This is a genomic window from Duffyella gerundensis (assembly GCF_001517405.1).
GTDB classification, from domain to species: domain Bacteria; phylum Pseudomonadota; class Gammaproteobacteria; order Enterobacterales; family Enterobacteriaceae; genus Duffyella; species Duffyella gerundensis.
The window spans coordinates 52571-79044 of the sequence record NZ_LN907828.1 but is presented as its reverse complement, the minus strand read 5'-3'; the positions used below and the strand labels follow the sequence as shown (position 1 = coordinate 79044).

Genomic DNA, 26474 nt, shown 5'->3' with positions numbered 1-26474 from the left:
TAACTTAATGTTGACTCGGTTCAGCGGTGAATACCAATACCGAAAGTCCACCACTTTGAGACGTTTTTGATATGGAACTTCGCCATCTGCGTTATTTCGTTGCCGTTGCGCAAACGCAAAATTTTACCCGTGCCGCCGAAATGCTCGGCATTTCACAGCCGCCGCTCAGCCAGCAGATCCTGCGGCTGGAGCGGGAGATAGGTACGCCGTTGCTTAAACGACTGACGCGCGGCGTAGCGCTGACCGAAGCGGGCAGCGCGTTTTATCAGGATGCCTGTCAGATTGTCGCACTGGCGGATCATGCGCTGGAGAAGGCGCGCGGCATTGCGCGTGGCATCAGCGGCCAGCTCTCGCTGGGTTTTGCCAGTTCAGTGGCCTTTCATCCGGCGGTGTTTCAGCTGCTGCGTGATGTGAGGGCGCGCTATCCGGCGCTGGAGTTGCTGACCCGTGAAGAGAACATGGCGTCGCTGATGGAGGATTTGCAGGATGGGCTGCTGGATGCGGCGTTTATTCGTCTGCCGTGCGAAAGCAGCAAGGCGTTTAACCTCAAGGTGATCGCCACCGAGCGTATGCTGATTGCCCTGTCGGCATCGCACCCGCTCAGCGGCAGCCCGTCGCTGTCGTTAAGCCAGCTGATCGGCGAGCAGATGATCATGTTTCCGCGTGAAGTGGCGCCCAGCCTCTATGAGCTGGTGATCAGCAGCTGTCTGCGCGCCGGTTTTCATCCCGATGCGCTGCTTCAGTCGCCGCAAATCGCCTCTTCGCTCGGCATGGTCGCCGCGGGCTGCGGTTTTTCCATCGTGCCCGAATCGATGACCTGTATCAGCCATCCCCACGTGCGCTTTCATCCCATTAGCGGTAACACGCTGTTTACCGATGTCGCGCTGGCTTGGCGGCGTAATAACCCGTCGGTAGCGGTGCGTCACCTGATCGGGCTGCTGGCAGAACAGCAAGAGACGGGCAAATCCACGTCATGACCCCGGCGCAGAATTGATAATTATTATCACCTGCACTATTGTGGCTGCGCTTTTTTGCCGGTCACACAGGATTTGATCATGACAACCGACTCTTCGCCGCTGGCCCAGCCGGACGCGATGGCCCAGTATCAGCGGGTGCTGCGCCGCCGCCTGCTGTGGATTGGCGTGCTGCTGCTGGCGATTTTCGCTTCGCTGCTGCTGGATTTCACTCTCGGTCCCGCCGGACTGTCGCTGGAGACGTTGTGGCATGCGCTGCGCGAACCGGCCAGCGTGGATGCCGGTACGCGCATCATCGTCTGGGATATTCGTCTGCCCTATGCCCTGATGGCGATGGTGGTAGGTGCCGCACTTGGCCTCGCCGGTGCTGAAATGCAGACCATCCTTAACAACCCGCTGGCCAGTCCCTTTACTCTTGGCGTCTCATCGGCGGCGGCATTTGGCGCGGCGCTGGCGATCGTGCTCGGTATCGGTATTCCTGGCATCGCCGATCAGTGGTTTATCTCAGCCAACGCCTTCGTGTTTGCCCTGTTTGCCGCGCTGATGCTCGACGGCATCAGCCGCTGGACCCAGGTTTCCTCATCCGGCGTGGTGCTGTTTGGCATTGCGCTGGTGTTTACCTTCAACGCGCTGGTGTCGATGATGCAGTTCATCGCCACTGAGGATACGTTGCAGGGCCTGGTGTTCTGGACCATGGGCAGTCTGGCGCGCGCATCCTGGGACAAGCTCGGCGTGCTCAGCGCCGCGCTGCTGGTGCTGCTACCCTTCTCGCTGCGCAGCAGCTGGAAGCTGACCGCACTAAGGCTGGGGGAAGATCGGGCGGTGAGTTTTGGCATCGACGTGCGCCGTCTGCGGCTGACCACCCTGCTGCGCATCAGCATTCTGTCGGCGCTGGCGGTGGCGTTTGTCGGACCGATCGGCTTTATCGGCCTGGTCGCGCCGCACATCGCCCGCCTGATGTTTGGTGAGGATCACCGGTTTTATCTGCCTGCCAGTGCGCTGATCGGCGCGCTGGTGCTGTCGATCGCCTCGGTGGTCTCGAAGAATATCGTGCCGGGCGTGATCGTGCCGGTGGGCATTGTGACCTCGCTGGTTGGCGTACCGTTCTTTCTCAGCATCATTTTGCGCCACCGGGGGAACGTATGAGCGAACAGGGATTACGCCTGCGCGATTTCAGCGCCGGGTATCGCAAGCAGCCGGTGCTGGAAAATTTACAGGTATCGCCGCTGCCACCGGGTAAAATCACCGTGCTGCTCGGGCCAAACGGCTGCGGTAAATCGACCCTGCTGCGTGCGCTGGCTGGCCTTGGCAAAGGGCACGGTGAGGTCTGGCTCAACGGCAATGACCTGATGAAACAGCCGTTTGCCCAACGTGCTGAACGGGTAGTTTATCTGCCGCAGTCGCTGCCTGCGGGCGTGCATCTGCACGTACTCGAATCGATTATCGTGGCGCAGCGCGCCTCGGGCGGCAGGCTGAGCACGGCGGCGCAGCAGGAGGTGCTCGCGCTGCTGGAGCAACTCGGCATTGCGCATCTGGCGATGCGTTATCTCGACGAGCTATCCGGCGGGCAAAAACAGCTGGTGGGTCTCGCGCAGTCACTGATTCGGCGGCCACAGTTGTTGCTACTGGATGAACCGCTGAGCGCGCTGGATCTCAACTATCAGTTTCACGTCATGGATCTGGTTCGTCGCGAAACTGCCGCCCGCAATATGATCACCGTGGTGGTGGTGCATGATATCAATATTGCCCTGCGCCACGGCGATCACGCGCTGATGCTGAAACAGGGCAAGCTGATTGCCGAAGGCGCGCCGGAACGGGTTATCGTGCCGGAGACGCTGGCCAGCGTGTATGGCGTTAAAGGCCGTATTGAGCGCTGCTCACAGGGCACGCCGCAGGTGATCATTGACGGACTAATGCCTGCGCGGCTGGGGTAAACGACGCTATTTGCGGCTGGCGGGCTTCAGGCCGCGATAGAGATCCTGCAAGCGCTTCATGGTTTTCACGGTGCGCGTTGACATCGCCGTCGCCACCGACAGCACGATCATCTCCAGACAGACCAGCACCGTGCCGTGCAGCGGAATGCGGCCATTCTCACCGCCGCGCGGCACGTTGATCACCACATCCGCCTCGCGGGCAAAAAATGAATCGCTGGCGCTGGTGAGCAGAATAATGGGTACGCCAAGTCGTTTCGCTTCGCGGATCACCGTGGTGCCTTCGCGGTGTGCCGATTTCTGCGCCATCATGATCAGCACGTCGCCGCGCTGCAACGCCAGCAGTTGCTCCGCCAGCGCCACGCCCGACCGATTCAGGCTCACCGCCGGCAGGCCGATGCGAATGAACAGCCGCGTGCTGTAATCCGCCAGAATACCCGAGGCGTTAATGCCAAAAATAGCCACCTGCCGCGCCTCGCTGAGCTGCGTCACCGCCGCGGTAACCGCCTGACGATTTGCCGCCGCCGCCAGCACTTCGCAGGCGCGCTGATGACCCTGCAACACAAAATCGATGCCCGCATTGACGTCGCTGGTCAGTTCACTGACCGTGGTGCTCATCTTCTCCGCTGAGTTCATCGCCGGGCCGAACCAGGCTTGCAGTGTCTGCTTCAGCTCGCGCAGGCCATCAAACCCCAACGCCTGCACCGCACGGATTACCGTGGCATCAGAGGTGTTGGTCGCCCGTGCGATCTCAATTGCCGTACTGTCGAGCACGCTCTCGCGATGCGTATTGATGTAACGCGCCACCGCCTGCAGACGCGGCGAGAGCTGCGCCTCACGCAGGCGGAAACGTTCGCCCAGCAGGTCGGTACGATTTTTGAGGCTATTATCGGCGGCCATCATCTGCTCCGGGTTAGCATTCAGTGTGTGAGGCAGGCGCCTGCGCCTGTTGCGTCCGGTAAGCTAATAATTGCAATCGTCTATTGCAAGCGGTGTTTGACGCGCCGTTTCTGTAGTGACTGAACGCACTGCGGCTTTTCCGCGAAGTGCTTATTACCCTTAATGAAATCAGGTGTTAGCAGAGACTAATTAAAAAACCGTTATTTAACAGAGATAAAGTAACAAATCTTTGGAATCCCCCGTCAGTTCAGCGCAGCGTCATTCTGTAGTAAACAGGCCGAAATAAAGATGTACTGCTACATCCTTTAATGTTTGAATGATTCTCAATTACATGACGGGTGCCGCACAGGTATCCGCGATTATTGCTTTGCTCTCCGGCGTTACGCCATTGGCGACATTCAGGGTCAGTAAACATCATGAACAAACCTTCACTCTCTGCTGCAAAACAGCGCACGCTGTTACTTTCGTTGTGTGGCGCGACGCTGGGCATCTCCGGCAACGGCGCGGCGGCGGATAGAGCCGATACTCTGGTGGTATCCGCCGCGCCGCGCGCTGAAGAAAGCTACGGCGCAACCACCGCGTCGGTGGCGGGCAAGACGCCAACTCGCCGCGTTGATGAGGCCAATTCGGTCAGCGTGGTGACGCAGCAGCAGCTGGATGATTATCAGGCTACCCGTCTCAGCGATGCGATGCGCTTCGTCAGCGGCGTTTCGGAGGCGAACACGCTGGGCGGAACCGAAGATGGTTTTGTGCGCCGCGGCTTCGGAGCCAATGCCGATGGCTCGATCTATCGCGACGGCATTCGCAGCAGCCAGGGGCTGAATCTCAACGCCGCCACCGAGCGGGTCGAGGTGCTGAAGGGATCGGCATCATTGCTCTACGGCATTCAGAATCCTGGCGGCGTCATCAACGTGGTAAGCAAAAAACCGCAGTACGAATGGCACAGTGCGGTCAGCGGCCGGTACGCCAGCGAAGGCGGAGGCGCAGGGACGCTGGATGTGACCGGGCCGCTGGGCAACGGTTTCGCCGTGCGACTGGTGGCGGAGAAGCAAAATCAGGATTACTGGCGCAACTTCGGCAGCGATGAACACACGCTGATCGCGCCATCGTTGCAGTGGTTTGGTGAGCAGGCGAGCTTTTTAGTCAGTTACGAAGATTATCGCTACGACATTCCTTACGATCGCGGTACGGCGTTTATCAACGGCAAGCCGGTTGATATTGGCTACAAGGATCGGCTCGACGACACCGCCAATCACGCCTGGGGCCATAACAAATCGCTGAATGCGCATTATGACTGGCAGTTCAACGACAGCTGGAGCACGCGCGTCAGCCTCGGCTGGAACCAGCGCCGCTACGACAACAACGAAGTGCGCGTCACTGCGGTGAACACCAGCAGCGGCAAGGTCACGCGGCGCGCCGATGCCAATCGCGGCTTTAACCACAAAACCCGTTACGTCTCCTGGGATCTGATCGGCAGCCCGGAGCTGCTGGGCATGAAACACGATCTGGTGTTCGGCACCGATTATGAGATGAATCAAACCTACCGGGCGCATCAGTATCAGGGCAAGGCGACCAGCAACTTCAACCTGTTCGATCCTGAGTACACGATCAGCTCACCGATCGTGGACGACAGCAGCGAAAACCGCGTCAACGCTAACAATCTTAATCGCATTCACAGCCGTTCACTCTACGCTAAAGACAGCATCACCCTGACGCCAGCGTGGATTGCGGTGCTGGGCGGCCGTTATCAGCACTATGAGCAGCGCGCCTCGCGTGGCTTTGATCCGGTGGTGCAGACGCTGGATGACGAAGGCAATAAGTTCCTGCCGCAGGCGGGTTTGATCTACAAGCTTACGCCGGACGTTTCACTATACGGCAGCGTCAGCCGTTCGTTTACGCCCTCCACCGACGTGGATGATGATGGCAACGTCGGAAAGCCCGAACAGGGCACCACCTGGGAAGTGGGCAGCAAGTGGCAACTCTCGCCACAGCTGTTCGCCTCGGTTGCGCTCTATCGCATCGATGAAAAGGATATGTCGCTGAGCATCAACGGCACCACCCGCGCCATCGATAAGGCGCGCTCCACCGGCGCAGAGTTTGAGCTGAACGGCGAAATCCTGCCGGACTGGGATCTCAGCGCCAGCTACAGTTATGACAAGGCGGAGATCGTTGACGACGGCGTGAATGCCGCCAACAACGGCAATCGTCTGCAAAATGCGCCGACCCATTCGGGCGCCCTTTACCTGAGCCATAACCTCACTATCCGTAGCGTGCCCGGTGACTGGCGTGTGGGCGGCGGCGCACGCTATATCGGCACGCGCGCGGGCGATCCCGATAACAGCTTTACCCTGCCCGATTATGCGGTGGCCGACGCCTTTATCGCCTGGAACAACCGCCTGTTTGGCGAAAAAACTCAGCTGCGTTTGAACGTTAACAACCTGTTCGATAAGCACTATTACACCTCCAGCGGTGGCAATCTGCGCGTGCGTGAGGGCGAAACCCGCAACCTGATGGTACAAGCCCGTGTTGAATTCTAAGCGCGCCCTGTGGCGCACCTTCACGGCGGCCCTGCTGGGCCTGCTGTTGATCAGCCTGACGGTGCTGGCGCGCACGGTCACCGATATTGATGGTCAGCGCGTTGAGGTGCCCGATCATCCGCAGCGCATCGTGCTGGGGGAGAGCCGCATGCTTTATACGCTGGCGATGCTGGAGCCTGGCAATCCGTTTCAGCGCATTGTTGGCTGGCCGCAGGATCTGAAAAAGTACGATCGGCAAACCTGGGACAGCTTTGCGCAGCGTTTTCCGGCGATGTTACAGATTCCCGCGCTGGGCCTCGACGGCATGAACGATATGAACCCGGAGCGGGTGCTGGCGCTGAAGCCCGATCTGGTGATCCTGCCGCAGCTGGCGCGCAAAGGCGATGCCGGTCAGCAGCTAATGATCATGCTCAAGGCGGCACATATTCCAGTGATCACCGTGGATCTGCGGGTGCACATGCTGAAAAATACCGAAGCGAGCGTGGCGCTGTTTGGCGAAGTGCTTGGCCAACCCGCACGCGCCGCCCGATTTAACGCCTTTTATCACCAGCACATGCAGCGTATTCAGCAGCGGCTGGCCGATTATCACGGACGCAAGCCGCGCGTGCTGTTACATCTGCATCTGGGACGGCGCAACGAATGTTGCGTGACGGCGGTTAACGGCAGCCTTGGCGAGCTGTTGCAGTTTGCGGGTGGCGACAATATTGCCGCAGGCGCGGTGTCTGGCGTGTTTGGTCGTCTTAACGAGGAAGCGGTAATTACAGCGCAGCCGGATCTCTATTTTGCCACCGGCACCGGCGGCCCCGATGCTGAAGGCGCACTCCGCCTGGGTCCGGCGGTCTCCGCTGAGCAGGCTCGCGCCAGCCTGGATACATTGATTGGGCAGCAAAATGGCCTGAAAGCGCTGCGTGCAGTGCAGAACCATCAGGCCGCGGCGCTGTGGCATAACTTTTATCTCAGCCCGTGGCACGTCGCCGCCACTGAGTTCTTCGCCAAAACGCTCTATCCCGATCTGTTTCAGGATGTCGACCCGCAACAGACCCTCCAGCAGATCTTCAGCGATTATCTGCCAATCCCCTATTCCGGCACCTGGTTTATTGCGCCGACTAAGTGACGTTGTCACCGTGGTTCGCCGCGCTGCCAGAGCAGCAGCAGGCCGACAAGCGTCAGCAACACGCCGGGCACGGCTCCGGCGTGAAAAGGCTCGTGAAAGCCCGGCAACCACAGCGCCAGTGCCCACACCAGCAGATAACTGATGCTCAACAACGGATAGGCGCGATTCAGTGCCAGATGACGCAGTGCCGCGGTCCAACAGAGCATCGACAGCCCGTAAGCGAACAGACCGCCTGCCAGTACGCTTAACGGCAACGGCGGTAAGGTTCGCCATTCGGCGCTGGTCAGCGGCAACTGCACCACTGACCAGCGCAGCATCAGTTGGGCAGCAGTAACCAACAGCATGCTGGCTAGCGCCAGTCCGCGTCCCTTCATGCGTATCGCCCCATTAATGCCACGCCCACCACAATCAGCAGCGTGCCCAGCCACTGCTGGCGCGACAGCTTTTCACGCCAGATTAGCCGCGCCGCCAGCGCCACCAGCATAAAGTTGAGGCTCAGCATTGGATAAGCCAGGCTGACCGGCAAACGTTGCAGCACACGCAGCCAGATCAGCATGCCCGCGGCCAGTAGCAGCAGCCCGCTTAGCAGCCAGCCGATGACGCCATAGCGAGTGCGCTGGCGCGCCGCCTGTTTCTGACACAGCTGGCCGCCACAGCTCAACAGGCTGGTAAGCAGTACCAGCAGAAGATTGCTGTTCATGGCGTCGGCTTGTATTGCAGCAGCAGCATGCGATCGCTGCGGCAGACCACATCCGCGCGCGGCAGATCCGCAGGTAGCGGCTCGTCGCGATCCAGCAGCAGCACCAGCGAAACGGTGCCCTGCTGACGGTGCGCCGCCAGCCAGGCGCTGAAACGATCGCCGCTGACAAAACGGTCCTGCGCATCGGCATAGCTCAGGCCATAACGCAGCTCGCCCTGCTGGTCATATAACAAAATATCGCTGCGCCGTAGCGTCCAGGCAAGCGCCGAGGCAATACCGGGATTGTCGCTGAGCAGATAGCGGCTGCCGGTGAGTTTGTCACTGACGCTGTGGATAAAGCCCTGCGGTTGACGGCTGTTTTCCACACTGCGCGGAATCGCCCCGCCGATGCACAATGCCAGCGCCAGCGGACAGAGCGCGGCCCATTGCCAGCGGCGCGCCGCCGATCCCAGGCTGAGCGCACCAGCCAGCGCCCAACCGGCGAAGGCGATCAGCGCCAGGCTCAGCGGCAGCAGTTCGTCGGCAGCATACAGCGGATGTTTACCAATGCCCCAGGGTGCCAGCACCAGAATGATCAGCAGCGCCGCGCCGCTGCCGAACAGCACATTGATCACCGCGTTAACGCGCAGCGTGCGCGACGCGCGGGCCGCCAACGCATGTCCGTGCGCGGCAATAAGCAGGGCCAGCGGCGCAAAACAGGGCAAAATATAGGTGAGTAACTTGCCTTTGGCGATGCTGAAAAACAGCAGCGGCAGTAGCGTCCAGCAGAGCAGATAGAGCATGCCCGGCGCGGCGGTACGCTGACGCCACGCCGTGAACAGCGCACCCGGCAGCAGCGCCAGCCACGGCAGCGTGCCCGCGATCAACATCGGCAGGTAGTACCAGAACGGCGCCTTGTGCTGCGCATCCTGGTCGGCGAAGCGCTGTATGTGTTCAACCCAGAAAAAGTAGTGCCAGAAATCGGGCTGCTGGTGATAAATTGCCAGCGCCCAGGGGGCAGAAATCAGTGCCGCACTGAGCAGCGCCAGCGGGCCGTAGCGTAGTAATTCGTTCAGCCGCCGCTGCCACGCTGCCCAGGGCACAATCGCCAGCACCGGCAGCACCAGCGCCAGAAAGCCTTTGGTCATAAAGCCCATGCCGCAGGCCAGGCCAAACAGCAGCCAGCCGCCAAGGCGTTGCGCGCGGCTCCCGGCGTGACTTGCCCACCAGAACAGCGTCATGGCAGCAACCAGCCAGAGCGTGAGCATCGGATCCAGCACCGCATAGGTGCTGACGCCATACACCAGCAGCGAGGTCAGAAAAATCAGGCTGCCGGTGAGCGCGATGCGACGGCTGGCAAACAGACGGCAGCCGAGCCAGTAAAGCAGCAGCGCGCTGGTCAGGGTGGAAGCGACCGCGCCAATGCGCACGGCGAAATTATTATGACCAAACAGCCACTGGCCGAGGTTATTGATCCAGTACCCCGCCGCCGGTTTTTCGAAGTAGCGCAGGCCGAGAAAATGCGGCGTGATCCAGTTGCCGTTGTGCAGCATCTCGCGGCTGATTTCGGCATAGCGCATCTCGTCGGGCTGCCACAGCGGCCTGAATTCCAGCGGCAGCAGGTAATAGAGCGCGATCAGGGCCAGCAGTAACAGGCCATTACGACGATGATTCATGGCTCAACCCCAGTCCGTGTTTCGCAGCCGAGCCACCCTTCCCGCCCGGCGATCTGCCCACGCACCACTTTCCCCAGCGGCAGCCGGTTAATGTCGGCGGGTAGCAGCGCGCCCAGCGGGCAAAATTCGATGCCCTGCGCTTTACAGCGCGTCAGCAGATAGTCAAAGGCGGCCAGTTGGCTAATGCCTTCCACCTCAGCATGAATGGTGTAAACCGGCGTGCCGGAATCGGCCTGCATGCGGCTGAGAATATAATCGTTGTAACCGGCAATGCTGGTTTGCGTGCCGACCACCTCATCCCAGGTGGGCAACGTCACCGGTATTTGCACCGTGCCCGGCTGGCCATTGGTGAGCAATGGGCGAAATGGCGCGGTGCCGCGGCAGTCGCTGTTATAGCGAAAGGCAAAATGCTCTTTGGCCTGCACCACACGGCCATCGGCGCGCCAGCCCGCCGCCGCTGAACAGCAGATGGTGCTGCCGGTAATGTTTTCCAGCAGCGTCAGGCCGCGCTGGATCTGCTGATGAAGCCGCTCTTTCGGCCAGACGCCCGCCCAGGTTTGCCAGGCAAAATGATCCCAGGCGTGCAGCCCGACCTCATGATGATCGGTGGTGGCGTTGATCACCGACGCCAGACCCTCGCCAATCACCCGGCCCGGCCACGCGGTACCCGCCAGCACGATGTCCCAGCCGTAAAGCGTGGCGGCGCGCGATCGCAGCATCTTCCATAAAAACGCCGGTTTCAGCATCCGCCACAGATGCCGCCCCATATTGTCCGGCCCCACGGTAAAAAAGAAGGTTGCCTGAATATCGTGCTTGTTGAACAGATCGAGCAGCGCTGGCACGCCCCGTTGCGTGCCACGCCAGGTATCCACATCAATGCGCAGGCCAATTTTTTTCATGAGGCGTCGCCTTGCACCTCGACGGTGCGCAGAAAGAAATCGAGCGTGTTGTCGATGGTGGTTTCCATCGCCACCTGTGGCGTCCACTCCAGCAGGCGGCGGGCGTTGCGGATCGAGGGTTTGCGGTGCTCAACGTCCTGATAACCTTTGCCGTAGTAGCTGCTGCTTTCCACCTCGCGGAAGCCGGCAAACGGCGGAAACTGCGCGCGCAGCGGATGGCGCTCAAAGCTCGCCAGCAGCTGTTCAGCCAGATCTCTGATACTCGCCTCGTTATGCGGATTGCCAATGTTGATAATCTGCCCGTCGCAGTTGCCCGCACGATTCTCAATAATGCGGAACAGCGCCTCGACGCCGTCGCTGATATCGGTGAAGCAGCGCTTCTGGCTGCCGCCGTCAATCAGTTTGATCGGCGATCCTTCAACCAGATTGAGGATCAGCTGGGTAATGGCGCGTGAGCTGCCGATGCGGGCGGCATTGAGGTTATCGAGCCGCGGCCCCATCCAGTTGAATGGGCGGAACAGCGTAAAACGCAGCCCCTGCTTATCGCCGTAGGCCCAGATCACCCTATCCAGCAGCTGCTTGGACACCGAATAGATCCAGCGCTGCTTGTTGATCGGCCCGACCACCAGCCGTGAATGATCCTCATCAAAGCTGTCGTCATCGCACATGCCGTAGACTTCCGAGGTCGACGGAAAAATGATGCGCTTGTCGTACTTCACGCAGTCGCGAATGATTTTCAGGTTCTCTTCGAAGTCGAGCTCAAATACCCGCAGCGGATTGCGCGTGTACTCAATCGGCGTAGCGATCGCCACCAGCGGCAGAATAACGTCGCATTTCTTGATGTGATATTCGATCCACTCTGAATGGATGCTGATGTCGCCTTCCACAAACTGAAAGCGTGGATGGCCGATAAAACGGCTGATGGCGTCGGCGCTGATATCCAGCCCAAACACCTCAAAATTATCATCCTGAAGCAGCCGTTCGGTCAGGTGATTGCCGATAAAGCCGTTGACGCCGAGGATCAGCACGCGCGTGCGGCGTTTCGCCGTGGCCACCGGCTGTGAGCCGAGCAGCGCGCCCGGCACCACGCCAAGGCTTTGCGCCAGCTGGCTGCCGTTCATGTAAACGCCGTTATCTGCCTGGCCGGTAACGATCTCCAGCGCGCCTTCACCGCAGGCGATCACAAAGGGTGCGGTAGAGATCACCGTGCCCGGCTTGCCCGCTGCGTCACCGGCCACGGCCACGACCCGGCTTTTCCAGACGGTGAATTTGGTGGTGCCCGCCCAGGCCAGGGCGCCGGGCCAGGGATCGGTCACCGCCCGCACCAGGTTGTGCAGCTGCGTTGCCGCCTGCGACCAGATCAAACGACCATCGTCCGGCGTGCGGGCGCGCATCACCGTTGCCTGCTCTTCCCGCTGCGGCCTGCCCGCTATTTTCCCCTGTAGCATCACGGGCAGCGCGTCATTGAGCAGATTATCCGCACAGCGCACCAGCTTATGATGCAACGTCAGCGCCGTATCCTCGGCATCAATCTCTTGCGTCGCCTGCGCAATAATGTCGCCAGCATCGGCGCGTTTCACCATACGATGCAGCGTGACGCCGGTTTGTGTTTCGCCGTTAACCAGCACCCAGTTCAGCGGCGCACGGCCACGATACTGGGGCAGCAGCGAACCGTGCAGGTTAAACGCCCCCTGCGCGGCGCAGGCGAGGATCTCCTCGCCCAGCAGGTGTCGGTAATAAAAGGAAAACAGCATGTCAGGCGCCATCGCCCGGATACGATCGATCCACAGCGGATGATTAACGTTATCCGGGGCGTAAACCGGAATGCCGTTTTCCGCTGCCAGCCGGGCGACCGAGCCAAAGAAATGATTCTCGCTGGTGGCATCGGCGTGAGTAAAAATGGCAGCGATAGAGTAACCCGCGCGCAGCAGCGCAGTGATGCCGGTACAGCCCATGTCGTGATAGGCGAAGACGATGGTTTTCATGATTCAGAGTCCTGTGCGGATGCGCCGGATTGGGGATAGATGACGCGCTGGATGAAATAACGAGGCCGGGCGCGCACGTCGTTGTAGATGCGGCCGATGTATTCGCCGAGTAAGCCCATGCCGATAAACTGCGCGCCGATAAAGATAAACAGCACGGCAAACAGCATAAAAATGCCGTCACCGGCCCAGGCGGATCCGAAGAACAGCCGCAGCAGTATCAGTGTGATTGAGAAGGCAAAGCCGGTCAGCGCGATCAGGCTGCCGAGTACGCTTAGCATGCGTAGCGGCGTGGTGGTCAGGCAAGTGATCAGGTCGTACATCAAGTTGATCAGCCGCATAAAGCTGTACTTCGACTCGCCAAACTCCCGTTCGGCGTGGGTGACCGGCAATTCAATGGTGCGGCGGGCAAAGGTGTTGGCCAGCACCGGAATAAAGGTGCTGCGTTCGTGGCAATTGAGCATTGCGTCGATAATGTGCCGACGATAGGCGCGCAGCATGCAGCCGTAATCGCCCATCGCCTTGCCGGTTACGCGCTGAATCAGCAGGTTGATGGTGCGTGAGGCGCGGCGACGAAACCAGCTGTCCTGGCGGTTTTGCCGCACCGTTCCCACCACATCGTAGCCCTGCTGTGCGGCGGCCACCAGCTGCGGAATCTCCTCCGGGGGATTTTGCAGATCGGCATCCAGCGTGACGATCAGATCGCCACTGACGTGGCTGAAGCCCGCCATAATGGCCGAGTGCTGGCCGTAGTTGCGGTTAAGCAGAATAGCGACAACGTGGCTACCCGGCTGGTTCGCCGCCGCGGCGATCATCTCACCGGAGTCATCCTGACTGCCGTCATCCACCAGCACGATTTCGTAATCCAGTTCGCAGCGCTGGCAGGCGGCATCGGTGCGCCGCAGCAACTCCGGCAGGCTCTCCTGCTCGTTAAACACCGGGATCACCACCGAGATTTTTTGTATGAGCATCTCCGTCATCCTCTGGCCCCGAGCGTGCGCAATGCGGTAATTACGCGCTCGACGTCGCTGTCGGTCATGTCGGGAAACAGCGGCAGCGAGCAGATGCGTTCGCTGTTCCACTCGGTGGCGGGCAGCGAGAGCTGTGGATAGCGCTCGCGATACCAGCGATGGGTATGCGCAGCGCGAAAGTGCAGCCCGCTGCCAATATCCTGATCTTTCAGCGCCTGCATCAGCGCATCGCGGGTGATGCCGCAGGCCGCTTCGTCAACGCGAATAATAAACAGATGCCAGGCGTGCTGATGCGGCCAGGTGGGCAGCGCCAGCGGTGCAAAAGGCAGATCGCGCAGTGCGCTGAGATAGCGCTGGGCGATGGCGTCGCGACGCGCGTTAAAGGCGGGCAGCCGCTCCAGCTGCACGAGGGCAATCGCCGCGCTGATATCGGGCAGGTTATATTTCAGTCCCGGCATAATGACCTCAGCCTGCGGTTGTCGACCGTGGGTAAAGCGATCAAAGGCGTCGACGCCCAGCCCGTGAAATTTCAGCATGCGCATGCGTTCAGCGAAGGCGGCATCATCGGTCACTACCATGCCGCCTTCGGCGCAACTGATATTTTTAATCGCGTGAAAGGAGAAAATAGCGGTGCCGGTTTGCCCCACCGGCCTGCCCTTGTAGTGCGTGCCGATGGCGTGCGCCGCATCTTCAATCAGCGGGATCGCGTGGCGTTCGGCCACCGCGCGGATAGCGTCGAGATCCAGCGGCGCACCGGCAAAGTGCACCGGTATAATCGCGCGCGTATTGGGCGTAATGGCCGCCTCAATCGCCTCAGCGCTGACCATCAGCGTGTCGTCATCGACATCAATCATTACCGGCGTAGCGCCCAATAAAGTGATGATATTCAGCGTGGAAACCCAGGTCATGGAGGGGGTGATCACCTCATCGCCCGGCTGCAATCCCAGCGCCATGAGCGCAACGTGCATGCCGCCGGTGGCGGAGCTCACCGCAATGGCGTGCTGATTACCGGTGAACTGACAAAACGCCTGTTCCAGTGCCGCGCATTGCGGGCCGGTGGTGATCCAGCCCGAACGAAACACCGCTTCAACGGCAGCCAGCTCAGCTGCACCGAGTGAAGGACGAGAAAAAGGAAGAAAAGCCATAACGTCTGTTCCTTAATGCGAAAAATGCCGTGCGGCAAGGGCGCCTGAACCGTTAAATAACCGGCAGCACAACGCCGCAGCGCAACGCTTCTGCACGGCTAAAAATAAGGATAAAAGGTGGCCGATTAAGACTTCAGCGAGAATATAAGCCGAACCTTAAAGGAACATTAAACGCGCTATTTTTTTAATTTGGGGAATACCCCCTGGAATGTAAGTAAACGCGTGCGGCGGTAATAAAAAAAGGCAGGGAATATAAGAAAAACCCTTTCTGATCAGGGGGTGCGCGGCTGGGCACGCAGCGGAAGGACATATTTATTTACAGGTGACAGAAATAGAAGAAGGGTTATTCCAGTATGCGTATTTACAGTTTATTGAGCTGCGGTTTAGATTAGAAAAATAAACCGCACTGTCATTATTATGAAATAAAGCCCATCTGCACGTGTTTATTTATCGCAACGGTGACCACCGTATTTCACGCTGGCATGACCTTATGGCACGCCACCTGATGCCCTTCAGCCACCTGTCGCAAACGCGGTGCCTCGCTGCGGCACTGCGCTGTCGCCAGCGGACAGCGCGAAGAGAAGCGACAGCCCGGCGGCGGATTCGCCGGATCGGGAATATCACCCTGCACGATCTGCGACGGTTTCTGCTGCGGCTGTAGCGTCGGCACTGCCGCCAGCAGCGCCTGGGTATAAGGATGCAGCGGTTGACTGAACAGCCGGTCGCGGCTGGCGGTTTCCACCAGCTGACCGAGATACATCACCGCGACATCATCGCAAAGGTGCTCCACCACCCCGAGATCGTGCGAGATAAACAGAAAGGTGACGCCGTGATCGTCACGCAGATCGGAAAACAGGTTGATGATCTGCGCCTGAATCGACACGTCCAGCGCGGAAATCGGCTCATCGGCGACGATAAAGTCAGGATTCAGGATCAGCGCGCGGGCAATACCGATGCGCTGTCGCTGTCCGCCGGAAAACTCATGCGGAAAGCGATCATAATGCTGCGCGGCCAGACCGCAAATGGTCATCACCTGTAGCACCTTGTCCCGCAGTTCTGCCCGGCTACACAACTTATGCTGCAACATCGCCTCGCCGATGGCGTCGCCGACGCGAATGCGTGGATTCAGCGCGCTGTAAGGGTCCTGAAAGACCAGCTGCATTTTTGGCCGCAGCGCCTGGCGTTGTCGCGCGGTTAACTGCTGCAGATCCTGCCCCTGCCAGAGAATATGGCCTGCGGTTTGTTCATACAGCCCGAGCAGCGTGCGCCCTACGGTGGTTTTACCGCTGCCCGATTCGCCGACCAGGCCAAAGATGGAACCGCGACGAATGCGAAAGCTAACGTCATCCACGGCGCGCAGCTGCCCGGTTTCCTGGCCAAACAAGCCATCGCGGATGGGAAAATATTTTTTCAGCCCGTCGACTTCAATCACATAGTCCTGGTTCATGGTTGCGTCTCCGCGCGTTCACTGTGAAAGCAGGCCGCTCGCCGCACCTCACCGATCAGCGGTGGCACGGCACTCCGGCAGTGTGCTGAAACGCGATCGCAGCGATCGGCAAAGGCACACCCGGCGGGCAGTGCCGCCAGATCCGGTACCTGACCGGGAATTGACCACAGGCGGCGACGGCGCTCGCCGGGCACCGGCCGTGAGGCGATCAGCCCGCGGGTGTAAGGATGCAATGGCTGACGCAGTACGTCGGCGGTAGGGCCCTGCTCAACCACCCTTCCGGCGTACATCACCACCACCTGCTCCGCCATCTGTGCAATCACGCCGAGATCGTGCGTAATCAGCATCAGCGCCATCTGCTGTGCCCGCGCACGTTCACGCAGCAGCTGCAGGATCTGCGCCTGTACCGTGACATCCAGCGCGGTGGTCGGCTCGTCGGCAATCAGTAGCTTCGGCTGACAGCTGATCGCCATGGCGATCATGATGCGTTGCAGCATGCCGCCGGAGAGCTGATGCGGATAACAGCGCATCAGGCTTTCGGCCCGGCCCAGCCCGACGTCACTAATCAGCTGTGTCGCCTGCTGCCAGGCCGCCTTCGGCGTGACGCCGCGATGGCGGATCAGCGGTTCACACAGCTGCTCACCCAGCGTTAACACCGGGTTCAGCGCGCTCATCGGCTCCTGAAAGATCATCGCCAGCGCGTTGCCGCGCAGATCGGCCATGCGCTTCGGTTTTAATTGCAGCAGATCTTCCCCCTCAAACCGGATGGCACCGCCATCGATGCGCGACGCCTGAGCCGGTAATAATCCCATTAGCGACAGCGCGGTAACGCTTTTGCCACAGCCCGACTCGCCGACGATGCCCAACGTCTGTCCGGGTTGCAGGGAAAAACTCACCTGCTGCACCGCGCGTACCCGGCCCTGCTCGCCGGCAAAAGAGACCGATAAGTTTTCGAACGAAATTAATGGCGTGCTCATTTCAGCCCCGGTTTCATTTTTGGATCAAGGGCATCGCGCAGGCCATCGCCCAGCACATTGATAGCGATCACGGTAAGAAAGATGGCAATACCGGGCGGCATCCATAACCACGGGCGGCGCTGAAAATCGATCAGGCTGTTGGCAGCGTCCATCATATTGCCCCATGAGGGCGTCGGCGGCACGACGCCAAGGCCGAGATAGCTCAGGGCGGATTCGGTGAGAATGGCGTTAGCGACCCCCATGGTCGCCATCACAATCAACAACGGCACGGTGTTTGGCAACAGATGGCGGAACAGCCGTCGACGCGACGACAGGCCAAGCACCTGGGTTGCCAGCATAAAGTCGCGCTCACGCAGCGAGAGAATTTGTCCGCGCACCAGCCTCGCCAGCTTTGGCCACTCCAGCAGGCTCAGCATGATCACCACCATGTAAACACGCGACTCGGCGGAAAAGTCGAGCTCGGAGAGCATGGCACCGGCGACGATCAGCAGCGGCAGGCTGGGAATGGTCATCACCAGATCGGCCAGCCGCATCAACAGTTTATCGGTGATGCCGCCGCGATAGCCGGCCAGCGCACCCAGCAGATAGCCCAGCGCTACCGAGAGCAGCATGGTCATCAGGCCGATCATCAGCGAGATACGCCCGGCCAGCAGCAGGCGCGTATAGACATCGCGGCCAAGGAAATCGGTGCCCAGCCAGTGCGCAGCACCGGGAGCCTTATTGACCATCAGCGCATCGGTGGCGTCGTTCTGCCACGGCGACCAGTAAGGCCCGACAACGCACCAGAGAGCCATGATAATTAATAACGCCAGGCTCAGCATGGCCAGCGGGTTATGGCGCAGCGTGCGCCACGCCAGATGCCAGGGTGACGGTGTCACGTTGGCCATCGTCGGAATAATCGCCTTGCGCAGGCGACGGGTGGAAAACAGCGTACTTAACATGATTATTTCACCCGAATGCGCGGATCGGCCCACGCGTAAAGCACATCGGCCAGCAGATTGCCCAGAATGGTTAATACCGCGAGAAACAGCGTAAAGCCCATTAGCACCGGATAATCACGCGCGGCGAGCGAATCGAGATGAATATGCCCGGCACCCGGCCAGTTAAAGACTTTTTCCGTGATGATGGCGCCAGAAAACAGCCCCGGCAGCTCAAAGCCGAGCAGCGTAATCACCGGCAACAGCGCATTGCGCAGCGCATGGCGAAAGATCACCGTACGCTCGCGCAGCCCTTTTGCCCGCGCGGTGCGAATAAAATCCATCTTCACCACGTCGAGCATGCTGGCGCGAAAATAACGCGTCAGGCTGCCCGCTTGCAGCATCACCAGCGCCAGCACTGGCAGCACCAGATGCGCAGCAACCTGCACAACCCAGGCCCAGCCGGTCTCGTCGCTGCCGGTGTTGGTCATGCCGCCTACCGGCAGCCAGTGCAGATCCACCGCAAACCATTTGATCAGCAGCAGACAGAGAAAGAAGGTAGGAAACGACATCGCAGCGAAGACCACCACGCTGAGCAGATAATCAAACAGCGAGCCAGGCCGCATCGCGGAGATCACGCCCGCCGTCAGGCCGATGCCCCAGTAAAACAGCAGCGCAATGCTCGCCAGCAGAAATGAATTCCAGATGTACTGGTTAAGCAGCTGGCTTACCGGTATCTGATACTGCAACGAAAAGCCGAGATCGCCGCGCAGCAGCTGACCCAGCCAGTGCAGGTAGCGCCACAGCAGTGGCCGATCGAGGCCGTAAATGGCTTTCAGCTCGGCGGCGCGCGCGGCAGTAAGCGTGACGTTGCCATCAATGAAATCGCCAGGCGTTTTGGCAAACAGCATAAAGATGATCAGCGAGGCAAACAGCAGCATTGGCACCGTTTGCAGCAGCCGTCGGAGAATAAAGTTTTTCATGCACGTCTCTGCGCAATGGCCAGCCAGCGCTGGCCACCCGATTATTTGGCGATGGTGACGTTCGGCAGGCTGCCGGTCAGGCCGTTGTAGATATCCGGTTTAAAACCGGTGACGCGGGCGCTGCTGGCGGAGAGAATCTGCCGGTAAGCAAGCAAAATCGCCGGTGGATCCTCGGCCAGTACCTGATACAGCCGGTTGTAAATCGGCTTGCGCTTTTCCGGATCAAGCTCGGTGTTGCCCTGATTAATCAGCGCGTCGACCTGCGGGTTGTTATAGCCCGACTCGGTGGCTTCCTTGCTGTAGAAATCCCACACGCCGTCATGCGGATCGTTCAGCGTGCTGGTGCTGAACGAGGCGAGATCGTAGTTCCCCGCCTTGCGTTGCGACATCAAGGCGTTGAAATCCACCACCTGTGGCTTGAGCAGCACGCCAATTTGCTGCCAGTTCTCTTTGGCGATCGGAATCAGTGCATCGTTCAACACTTTTTTGCTCACCAGCAGCGTCAGTTCCAGCCGTTTGCCCGCTTTGACGCGAATGCCGTCCGGTCCCTTCTTCCAGCCCGCTTCATCAAGCAGTTGGTTAGCGCGCGCAGGATTGTACTGATACGGATTCACGCCGTTAGCGTTCCACGCCCAGGAGATGGGCGCTATTGGCTCAATCGCCACCTTGCCGTAACCCTGATAAACCACATCAATCAACTTCTGGCGATCCAGCCCGTAGATCAGCGCCTGGCGTACTTTTGCATCCTGCAACGCCGGGCGATGCAGGTTAAATTCCACTTTGCTGTAATCACTGGAGCCATACAGGTTGATGTTGGCAAAACCGAGCATGCGCAGCTGTTCAATATCATCCGGACGGGAGGTAAAGGCGTCGTAATCGGTCTCGCCGGTCTGGAATAGCTGGAAGTTGGTCGATGGATTGGTGACGCGATAAATAAAGCGAGGTACCGGCGGCGTGCCGCGATAGAAGCGCGTGTTGGCGTGGAAGCGAATTTCCTGGCCGGGAATATATTTATCGTAAACGTAAGGGCCGTTGCCCAGCGGCTTGCCGTTGAGCGTACGCAGATAGTCGAGATTGCCACGCTGATAATTTTTTCCGTACCAGGCTTTTGACAGCACCGGTCCGCCAATTTTTGCCAGCGTGGTGGCACCTGGCTGCGTGGTGGTCACCTGCAAGGTCAGTGGATCAATCACCTTCAGCCCACTGACGCTGTCGGCTTTGCCCGCTTTGTAATCGGCTCCACCGGCAATGTTGGCCAGCGTGATATCCGTGTCGCCATCATATTTCGGATCGTGAAGCACGGTCAGGGTGAACGCGACATCCTCAGCGGTTAACGGCGAGCCGTCGCTGAAGGTTAAGTTCGGCCTGAGCTTAATGGTGTAAACCTTATGATCGTCGCTGACCGACCAACTTTCTGCCAGGCCAGGCACCAGCTTGCCCTGGCTATCCCAGTCGATCAGCCGCGAGAAGATGACGTTGGTAACGTTCTCATCCCAGCCATTGACGAAGAAATAGGGATTGAAAATGCCCTGAGGTTCAGAGATACCCGCCACCACGGTGTCTTTACGCAGCTTCGCGGACGCCGGGATTTGGCTGATGTCAGTGGCTGGCGTAATGCCCGGCTTCAGAATCTCATCGGCATAAAGCGGCGAGGAAAAGGCCATGACGCTGCTTAACACGGCGAGTGTCAGCGCCTGCGCAATGCGCGTGGGTTGTGCATATCTGGACAAACGTATTCCCTTATCAAATGGTTGCCATGAGGTTTACAAATCATGACGAAAGATAAGAGTCACGCTTAAGGCTGTCTAACAACGTAACGGCATGAGTTATAGCGATCTGTCCTTAGGAATTAAATGGCAAAGCTTTGCTGAATTACGTCTAAGTCGGCAGTGAAATCAGGTAACGCTTTGTTTAGTGCCAATATCGTTTGGCCGAATAAGATCATCTCTTGCTACTTTCGCTATGGCATTGATCTGAAAAGGCCCATAGAGAATGCACAGACATAGCCAACTCTGATAATGAAAAAATCGGCTGCCTGGTGAAGCACGTTAAATTTCTTTCCCTTTCTGTTGGGCTGCTAAACAAAATACGCCTGCCGCCTTCCCTGTTTCTGCTTTGAAAACGCCTGCTTCAAACTGCCTTTTAGCCCTCGCACCTGCCGTCCCGTTGGCAAAACATAAGCCAAATCACCACTGGCGACTATTTTGTGATCGTTTTCAATTAATGGAACGTTCCTGATATCGGTCTGCAACGTTAGCAGCTATGTTCTTGATGCGCGGAGAGTTATAAAAAAACGGCCCGTTCGCACAGCCCAGGCCATCAGTTTTTCTCATCATTCATCCTCTGGAAGGTCAATATGGCGATAAAAAGTAACCCGCAGGATATCGATAACCTCATCGATCTGGTTGGCGGGAAAAGTAATATAGCCACGGTTTCGCACTGTATCACCCGACTGCGCTTTGTGCTGAACGACCCCGCCAAAGCCCGGCCAAAAGATATTGAAAACCTGCCAATGGTTAAGGGCTGCTTTACCAATGCCGGACAGTTTCAGGTAGTGATCGGCACCGACGTCGGCGACTGGTATAACGTGCTGCTGGAACGCACCCAGCTAAGCCGAACCGACAAAGAGAGTGCAAAGCGGGTGGCGCGCCAGAACATGAAGTGGCACGAAAGCCTGATCTCTCACTTCGCGGAGATCTTCTTTCCGCTGCTGCCTGCGCTGATCAGCGGCGGCCTGATCCTCGGCTTCCGCAACCTGATTGGCGATTTGCCGCTCTACAACGACGCGCCGCTGACCGAAGCCTCAGTGGTGTGGAAAAGCGTGTATGACTTTTTATGGCTGATCGGCGAGGCGATCTTCTTCTACATCCCAGTGGGCATCTGCTGGTCGGTGGTGAAGAAAATGGGCGGCACGCCGATCCTCGGCATCGTGCTGGGTATTACGCTGGTTTCGCCGCAGCTGATGAACGCTTACCTGCTCGGCCAACAAGTCCCGGAAGTGTGGAATTTTGGCTGGTTTTCGATCGATAAGGTCGGCTATCAGTCGCAGGTTATTCCATCGATACTGGCTGGCCTGACGCTGGCGTGGATTGAGCTGAAGCTCAAACGTATCGTGCCCGACTACCTGACGCTGGTGGTGGTGCCGGTTGTTTCGCTGCTGCTGGCGGTCTTTCTCGCGCACACCATTATCGGGCCGTTTGGCCGCATCATCGGTAACGGTATTGCCTGGGGCGTCAGCCACCTGATGACCGGTCCGTTTGCGCCGATCGGCTCCGCGCTGTTTGGTTTCCTGTACGCGCCGCTGGTGATTACCGGCGTGCACCAGACCACGCTGGCCGTGGATCTGCAGCTGATCCAGAACCTCGGCGGCACGCCGGTGTGGCCAATCATCGCGCTCTCCAACATGGCGCAGGGTTCAGCGGTGCTGGGCATCATCTTTATGAGTAAGAAGGTCAACGAACGGGAAATTTCGGTGCCCGCTGCCATCTCCGCCTACCTTGGTGTTACTGAACCGGCGATGTACGGCATTAACATGAAGTACCGCTTCCCGATGCTCTGCGGCATGGTGGGATCGGCCGCAGCCGGGCTGATTTGCGGCTTGTCCGGCGTAATGGCTAACGGCATTGGCGTCGGCGGATTACCCGCGATTCTTTCGGTGAAAACCCAGTACTGGGCTATTTACGGCATCGCCATGCTGGTGGCGATCATCGTACCGCTGTTGTTGACGATGGCGATTTATAAACGCAAACATGCCGCTGGCAAACTGCTGGTGGTCTAACGCGCCGGTTTAGCTAATACAGCGCAAAACGGGACCCCGCGGTCCCGTTTTTTATGCCTGAAAACGGGTGATATTTATTGAGTGACAACGTCACTTACTCAAAGGCGCTTCCACTGTTTCAGACGATGTATCAGGCTACTTAACCTGCCGTCATTACCTGTCGCTTTCAGTGATCGGCTACAAGGTGCTGCCGTGTCACTTCAGCGAGAAAAAGCGCAACGTTAAGGGAAAAAGAGTGATAATCAGCCGCCTGGATTGACAGGGATTGTTCTCTCCCACCGCGAACTTGCTCACTAACATCAAAAGGATTGGGTATGTTAAGGATTCTCTGCTGGTTACTGCTTACGCTGCTCAGCGCTGCGGCATTAGGCGGTTGGTTTTTACAGCAGCAGTATGAAGCGAGATCCGCTGATTATCGCATTCTGTACCGTGAAATCACCGTAAAGCTGTCGCAGCACGACGCCATTATTCCGCTGCTTCCGGCCAGCCAGCACGTTGCCGATGTGCAGCATATTCTGCCGCAGATTGTTCGCTGGCGGCAGCACGAGCAGACTGAAAATCGTGCGCCTATCGTAGCTGCGGGCGGCGGACGCTACTGGTTGAACAGCGCACACCTGTCGATACTGATCGACCTGCCGATCCTGCTCGAAACCCTGGGCGAGAAGAAAACCTTCGCCCATCTCGCCATCACTGAGCAGGCAACGACGCTGTTCAGCCAGGGCAATGCTGACACCTGGTGGCGCTGGGATAAAAGCGTTGCCAGCCCGACGCAGCCGTTTGTGGTGTCGGCGGGCGATAATCCGCAGTGGGCCGCCTTGCCGTGGTGGTTGATCGTTTCTCCCGCCCTGTTCTGGGCGCTGGTGATCGGCCTGCTGATTCAGTTTCAAACCAACAAGCGTCGCCGCGACAGCGCCGCCCTGCGCGCCCGCTACAACGAACTTATTCGCCTGAACACCCTTGGCGAGCTGGCGGCGGGCATGATGCATGAACTTAACCAGCCGCTTGCCGCCATCATGAACTACAACAATGCCGCCTTACGGCTGATCAAACAGGATAATCCCGCGCAGGTGCCGATGCTGCTCGAGGCGGCCATCGCGCAGATCAAGCGCATCGATGCTCTGCTCAGCCAGTTCCGCCAAAAGCTCACCGCTGAGCACCCCGAGTATCAGCCAATCGATTTGCAGCAGCTCTGGCTGCGTGTCTGCAAGCTGCTGGATAATGAACTCGATGCCGGGAAAGTGCGGGTCAGCAGTGCGATCGCCAGCGACCTGCCGCCCTTTATGGCGCCGCCGCTGTGGATCGAACAGATCCTGCATAACATGGTCAGCAATGCGGTTCAGGCACAGACCGGCAATCCGTACAGCGCATGGATTCATCTCGAGGTTCGACAGGAAAAACAGAATCTTGTGTTAACGCTTACCGATGGCGGAACGGGTCTCTCGCCTGAGGCGCTGAAGCAGGTTTTTATGCCTTTTTTCACCACCCGCGCCGCCGGGCTTGGCCTCGGCATGGCGCTGACCGATACGCTGGTGCAGCGCCTTCACGGCACCATTGAAGCCTGCAATGTGGCGGGCGCAGGCGCCTGCTTTACGCTGCACTTTCCCCCGCAGCGCGAGGAGGCGCAATGAATCAGCATATCTGGATTATCGATGATGACGCGGCGATGCGTGATTCCCTGAGCCTGTTGCTCTCGACCGTTGGCTGGCAGACGCAGGCTTTCGACAGCGCCGAGGCGTTTCAACAGCAGGCTGGCGATCTTGCCGACCTGGCAGGCTGCCTGCTGCTGGATATCCGCATGCCGGGAAAATCCGGGCTGACGCTGCTGGAAGAGTGGACGCAACAGGGGCTAGCGATTCCGGTGATCGTGATGACCGGGCACGGCAATATCGATTTATGCCGTCGTGCCTTTAAAAACGGCGCACATGAGTTTCTGACCAAACCGGTAGATGCCGACCTGCTGTTTGAGGTGGTCGGCGACGCTATGGCCCGGCAGCAAATCGCCTTTGACGCGCAGCAACGGCTGCAACCTTTGCAGCAAAAGCTGGCCACCCTGACCGCGCGCGAAAAGGAGATGCTGGGCGAAATAGTGCAGGGTTACTCCAGTAAAGAGATCGCTCAGCGCCGCTCGCTGTCGCCGCGCACGGTAGAAGTACATCGCGCCAATATATTCAGCAAGCTGGAGGTCAATTCGCTGGCAAAATTGCTGAAGATTTATGGCGAACTCACCCAGGAAGCTAAGTAAAAACACCTGGAAAGTTAGGTGTTCGCGCTAATTTCGCCGCCGTCCGGCCTTGCATAGTATTGCTCCATCATAAACACACGGAGCAATACCATGAAATCACTTCTGTTAGGTGCACTGCTGATGAGCGGCATGGTGTCCGCCGCCAGCGCAGCAACCGGCGTTCTCAGTCAGAAAAACCTCTCCCTTGACCTCGCCGATAAACTGGCGCAGCAGGTTTTGAAGGTCTGCGCCAAAGACAATTACAGCGTAGCGGTCACCGTGGTTGACCGTGCCGGAACGCCGCTGGTGATCAAGCGCATGGACAACGCCGGGCCGCACACGCTCGAAGCGAGCCGCATGAAGGCCTTTACCGCGCTCAGCACCAAAAACGCCACCGATAACGTGATGAAAAGCGCCCAGTCAAATGCCGGTGCCGCCAACCTGCGCGATATTCCGGGCTTTCTGCTGCTGGCCGGTGGCGTACCGATTAAATCAGGTGAGCAGGTCATTGGGGCAGTCGGCGTCGGTGGCGCACCGGGCGGCCATCTCGATCAGGCCTGCGCGCTGGACGCGTTGAAAAGCATGCAAAAAGAATTTACGGCTGCATAACACACTAAGGATGGATAACCATGAAAAGTAAAATGGGTTTGATGATGTTCCCACTGATGTTAAGTGCGGGACAAGCGCTGGCGGCAAACAGCGATGAAGGCTATTACGGCTCGGCGAAGTTCCTCAACAGCGAGCAGCGCGCCAGCAATCAGGACAGCAGTAGCCGTCCGAGCGTTGGGCAGTTTGTCGAGCGCAAAGAAAAGGATCGCCAGAACGGCGCTGCGGTGGCGATGGGTTATCAGTACGGCAACGGCTGGCGCACCGAGGGTGAGTATACTTTTCGTCAGAAAGCGGAATTTACCAGCGGCTCCACCGCGTTTGCAACCAGCGATAACCACCTGAAGCTGAAAACCGAACGGCTGATGCTCAACGTTTACCGTGACTATGATATTGGCTATGGCGTTTCACTGTTTGGCACCGCCGGGCTGGGCGTGGCGAAGGTTAACGCAGGCGGCTGGCAGGGCAACACGTCACGTCAGTATGCCGCCAGCAGCCAGAACAATCTGGCGTGGTCGCTGGGCGCAGGCGTCAGCTACTCGCCGGTGCCGCGTCTGAGCCTGGATCTCGGCTACCGCTATCTCGATATGGGTAAAGTCGAAAGCGGTTTCAACACCTTCGGCAACGTGCGCGGCCTGAAGGATGAGCAGATGAAAGCTCGCCTGGCCTCCAGCGAAATCACCCTTGGAGCACGTTATCTGTTCTGAGGCAGTTAATGCGGCACAACAGGCAGCCCG

General features: G+C 58.8%; 23 protein-coding genes. 10 read left to right on the top strand and 13 right to left on the bottom strand.

Going from position 1 to position 26474, the window contains the following annotated elements; translation table 11 throughout:
- Positions 1 to 71 precede the first annotated feature (71 nt).
- The 3 genes from EM595_RS17575 (at position 72) to EM595_RS17565 (ending at position 2908) form a co-directional block, all read left to right on the top strand.
- Positions 72 to 977 (top strand): LysR substrate-binding domain-containing protein, encoded by a 906-nt coding sequence (locus tag EM595_RS17575; RefSeq protein ID WP_067435807.1) that lies wholly within the window; start codon positions 72 to 74, stop codon positions 975 to 977.
- A 72-nt stretch (positions 978 to 1049) separates the two neighbouring features.
- Entirely contained in the window at positions 1050 to 2120 is a 1071-nt protein-coding gene (locus tag EM595_RS17570; RefSeq protein WP_419190157.1) for a FecCD family ABC transporter permease, read from the top strand.
- Positions 2117 to 2908 carry an ABC transporter ATP-binding protein gene (locus tag EM595_RS17565; RefSeq protein ID WP_067435802.1) on the top strand — a complete coding sequence of 264 codons (792 nt, stop codon included), beginning with the start codon at positions 2117 to 2119 and terminating at the stop codon, positions 2906 to 2908. The genes EM595_RS17570 and EM595_RS17565 overlap by 4 nt, the downstream gene beginning before the upstream one ends.
- Before the next feature lie 6 nt (positions 2909 to 2914).
- On the opposite strand, the gene EM595_RS17560 is transcribed toward EM595_RS17565, so the two are convergent.
- Positions 2915 to 3805 (bottom strand): MurR/RpiR family transcriptional regulator, encoded by an 891-nt coding sequence (locus EM595_RS17560; protein ID WP_067435787.1) that lies wholly within the window; start codon positions 3803 to 3805, stop codon positions 2915 to 2917.
- Between the two features lie 416 nt (positions 3806 to 4221).
- Here EM595_RS17560 and EM595_RS17555 point away from each other — a divergent pair, with 416 nt between their 5' ends.
- Together EM595_RS17555 and EM595_RS17550 are read left to right on the top strand one after the other, a co-directional pair.
- Entirely contained in the window at positions 4222 to 6342 is a 2121-nt protein-coding gene (locus EM595_RS17555) for a TonB-dependent siderophore receptor (protein ID WP_067435785.1), read from the top strand.
- Entirely contained in the window at positions 6329 to 7456 is a 1128-nt protein-coding gene (locus tag EM595_RS17550; RefSeq protein WP_067435782.1) for an ABC transporter substrate-binding protein, read from the top strand. Before EM595_RS17555 ends, EM595_RS17550 begins: the two co-directional genes overlap by 14 nt.
- A gap of 5 nt (positions 7457 to 7461) precedes the next feature.
- Here EM595_RS17550 and arnF read toward each other — a convergent pair whose 3' ends face one another.
- The 12 genes from arnF to EM595_RS17490 all read right to left on the bottom strand — a co-directional run bounded on the left by arnF (position 7462) and on the right by EM595_RS17490 (position 20796).
- Positions 7462 to 7830, bottom strand: a complete 369-nt coding sequence (arnF, locus tag EM595_RS17545) for a 4-amino-4-deoxy-L-arabinose-phosphoundecaprenol flippase subunit ArnF (RefSeq protein WP_067435780.1) — start codon at positions 7828 to 7830, stop codon at positions 7462 to 7464.
- Positions 7827 to 8156, bottom strand: coding sequence for a 4-amino-4-deoxy-L-arabinose-phosphoundecaprenol flippase subunit ArnE (arnE, locus tag EM595_RS17540; RefSeq protein ID WP_067435777.1), 330 nt, complete (start codon positions 8154 to 8156; stop codon positions 7827 to 7829). The genes arnF and arnE overlap by 4 nt, the downstream gene beginning before the upstream one ends.
- Positions 8153 to 9811 (bottom strand): lipid IV(A) 4-amino-4-deoxy-L-arabinosyltransferase, encoded by a 1659-nt coding sequence (gene arnT, locus EM595_RS17535; protein WP_067435774.1) that lies wholly within the window; start codon positions 9809 to 9811, stop codon positions 8153 to 8155. Before arnT ends, arnE begins: the two co-directional genes overlap by 4 nt.
- A complete protein-coding gene (gene arnD, locus EM595_RS17530; protein ID WP_067435771.1) occupies positions 9808 to 10710 on the bottom strand; it encodes a 4-deoxy-4-formamido-L-arabinose-phosphoundecaprenol deformylase in 903 nt (300 codons plus the stop codon). Before arnD ends, arnT begins: the two co-directional genes overlap by 4 nt.
- Complete coding sequence (arnA, locus tag EM595_RS17525) at positions 10707 to 12695, bottom strand: bifunctional UDP-4-amino-4-deoxy-L-arabinose formyltransferase/UDP-glucuronic acid oxidase ArnA (protein ID WP_067435769.1); 1989 nt, start codon at positions 12693 to 12695, stop codon at positions 10707 to 10709. Before arnA ends, arnD begins: the two co-directional genes overlap by 4 nt.
- Positions 12692 to 13672, bottom strand: coding sequence for an undecaprenyl-phosphate 4-deoxy-4-formamido-L-arabinose transferase (gene arnC / locus EM595_RS17520; protein WP_067435767.1), 981 nt, complete (start codon positions 13670 to 13672; stop codon positions 12692 to 12694). Before arnC ends, arnA begins: the two co-directional genes overlap by 4 nt.
- A complete protein-coding gene (gene arnB, locus EM595_RS17515; RefSeq protein WP_067435765.1) occupies positions 13669 to 14808 on the bottom strand; it encodes a UDP-4-amino-4-deoxy-L-arabinose aminotransferase in 1140 nt (379 codons plus the stop codon). The genes arnC and arnB overlap by 4 nt, the downstream gene beginning before the upstream one ends.
- A 472-nt stretch (positions 14809 to 15280) precedes the next feature.
- The gene (locus EM595_RS17510; RefSeq protein ID WP_067435756.1) at positions 15281 to 16255 is read right to left on the bottom strand and encodes an ABC transporter ATP-binding protein; all 975 of its coding nucleotides are present in this window, start codon (positions 16253 to 16255) and stop codon (positions 15281 to 15283) included.
- On the bottom strand, positions 16252 to 17232 hold the full coding sequence (locus EM595_RS17505) for an ABC transporter ATP-binding protein (protein ID WP_067435753.1): 981 nt from the start codon (positions 17230 to 17232) through the stop codon (positions 16252 to 16254). Before EM595_RS17505 ends, EM595_RS17510 begins: the two co-directional genes overlap by 4 nt.
- Complete coding sequence (opp4C, locus tag EM595_RS17500; RefSeq protein ID WP_067435750.1) at positions 17229 to 18173, bottom strand: oligopeptide ABC transporter permease; 945 nt, start codon at positions 18171 to 18173, stop codon at positions 17229 to 17231. Before opp4C ends, EM595_RS17505 begins: the two co-directional genes overlap by 4 nt.
- Before the next feature lie 2 nt (positions 18174 to 18175).
- Positions 18176 to 19132 carry an ABC transporter permease gene (locus tag EM595_RS17495; protein ID WP_067435748.1) on the bottom strand — a complete coding sequence of 319 codons (957 nt, stop codon included), beginning with the start codon at positions 19130 to 19132 and terminating at the stop codon, positions 18176 to 18178.
- A 41-nt stretch (positions 19133 to 19173) separates the two neighbouring features.
- Entirely contained in the window at positions 19174 to 20796 is a 1623-nt protein-coding gene (locus EM595_RS17490) for an ABC transporter substrate-binding protein (protein WP_082691707.1), read from the bottom strand.
- Between the two features lie 692 nt (positions 20797 to 21488).
- On the opposite strand from EM595_RS17490, the gene treB reads away from it, so the two are divergent.
- The 5 genes from treB (at position 21489) to EM595_RS17465 (ending at position 26444) form a co-directional block, all read left to right on the top strand.
- On the top strand, positions 21489 to 22910 hold the full coding sequence (treB, locus tag EM595_RS17485) for a PTS trehalose transporter subunit IIBC (protein ID WP_067435742.1): 1422 nt from the start codon (positions 21489 to 21491) through the stop codon (positions 22908 to 22910).
- Between the two features lie 314 nt (positions 22911 to 23224).
- A complete protein-coding gene (locus tag EM595_RS17480; protein WP_067435739.1) occupies positions 23225 to 24538 on the top strand; it encodes a sensor histidine kinase in 1314 nt (437 codons plus the stop codon).
- Positions 24535 to 25152, top strand: a complete 618-nt coding sequence (locus EM595_RS17475; RefSeq protein ID WP_067435737.1) for a response regulator transcription factor — start codon at positions 24535 to 24537, stop codon at positions 25150 to 25152. Before EM595_RS17480 ends, EM595_RS17475 begins: the two co-directional genes overlap by 4 nt.
- 90 nt (positions 25153 to 25242) lie before the next feature.
- Positions 25243 to 25740, top strand: coding sequence for a GlcG/HbpS family heme-binding protein (locus EM595_RS17470; protein WP_067435734.1), 498 nt, complete (start codon positions 25243 to 25245; stop codon positions 25738 to 25740).
- Positions 25741 to 25760: 20 nt separating this feature from the next.
- Positions 25761 to 26444, top strand: coding sequence for an outer membrane protein (locus EM595_RS17465; protein WP_067435731.1), 684 nt, complete (start codon positions 25761 to 25763; stop codon positions 26442 to 26444).
- Positions 26445 to 26474: the final 30 nt, after the last annotated feature.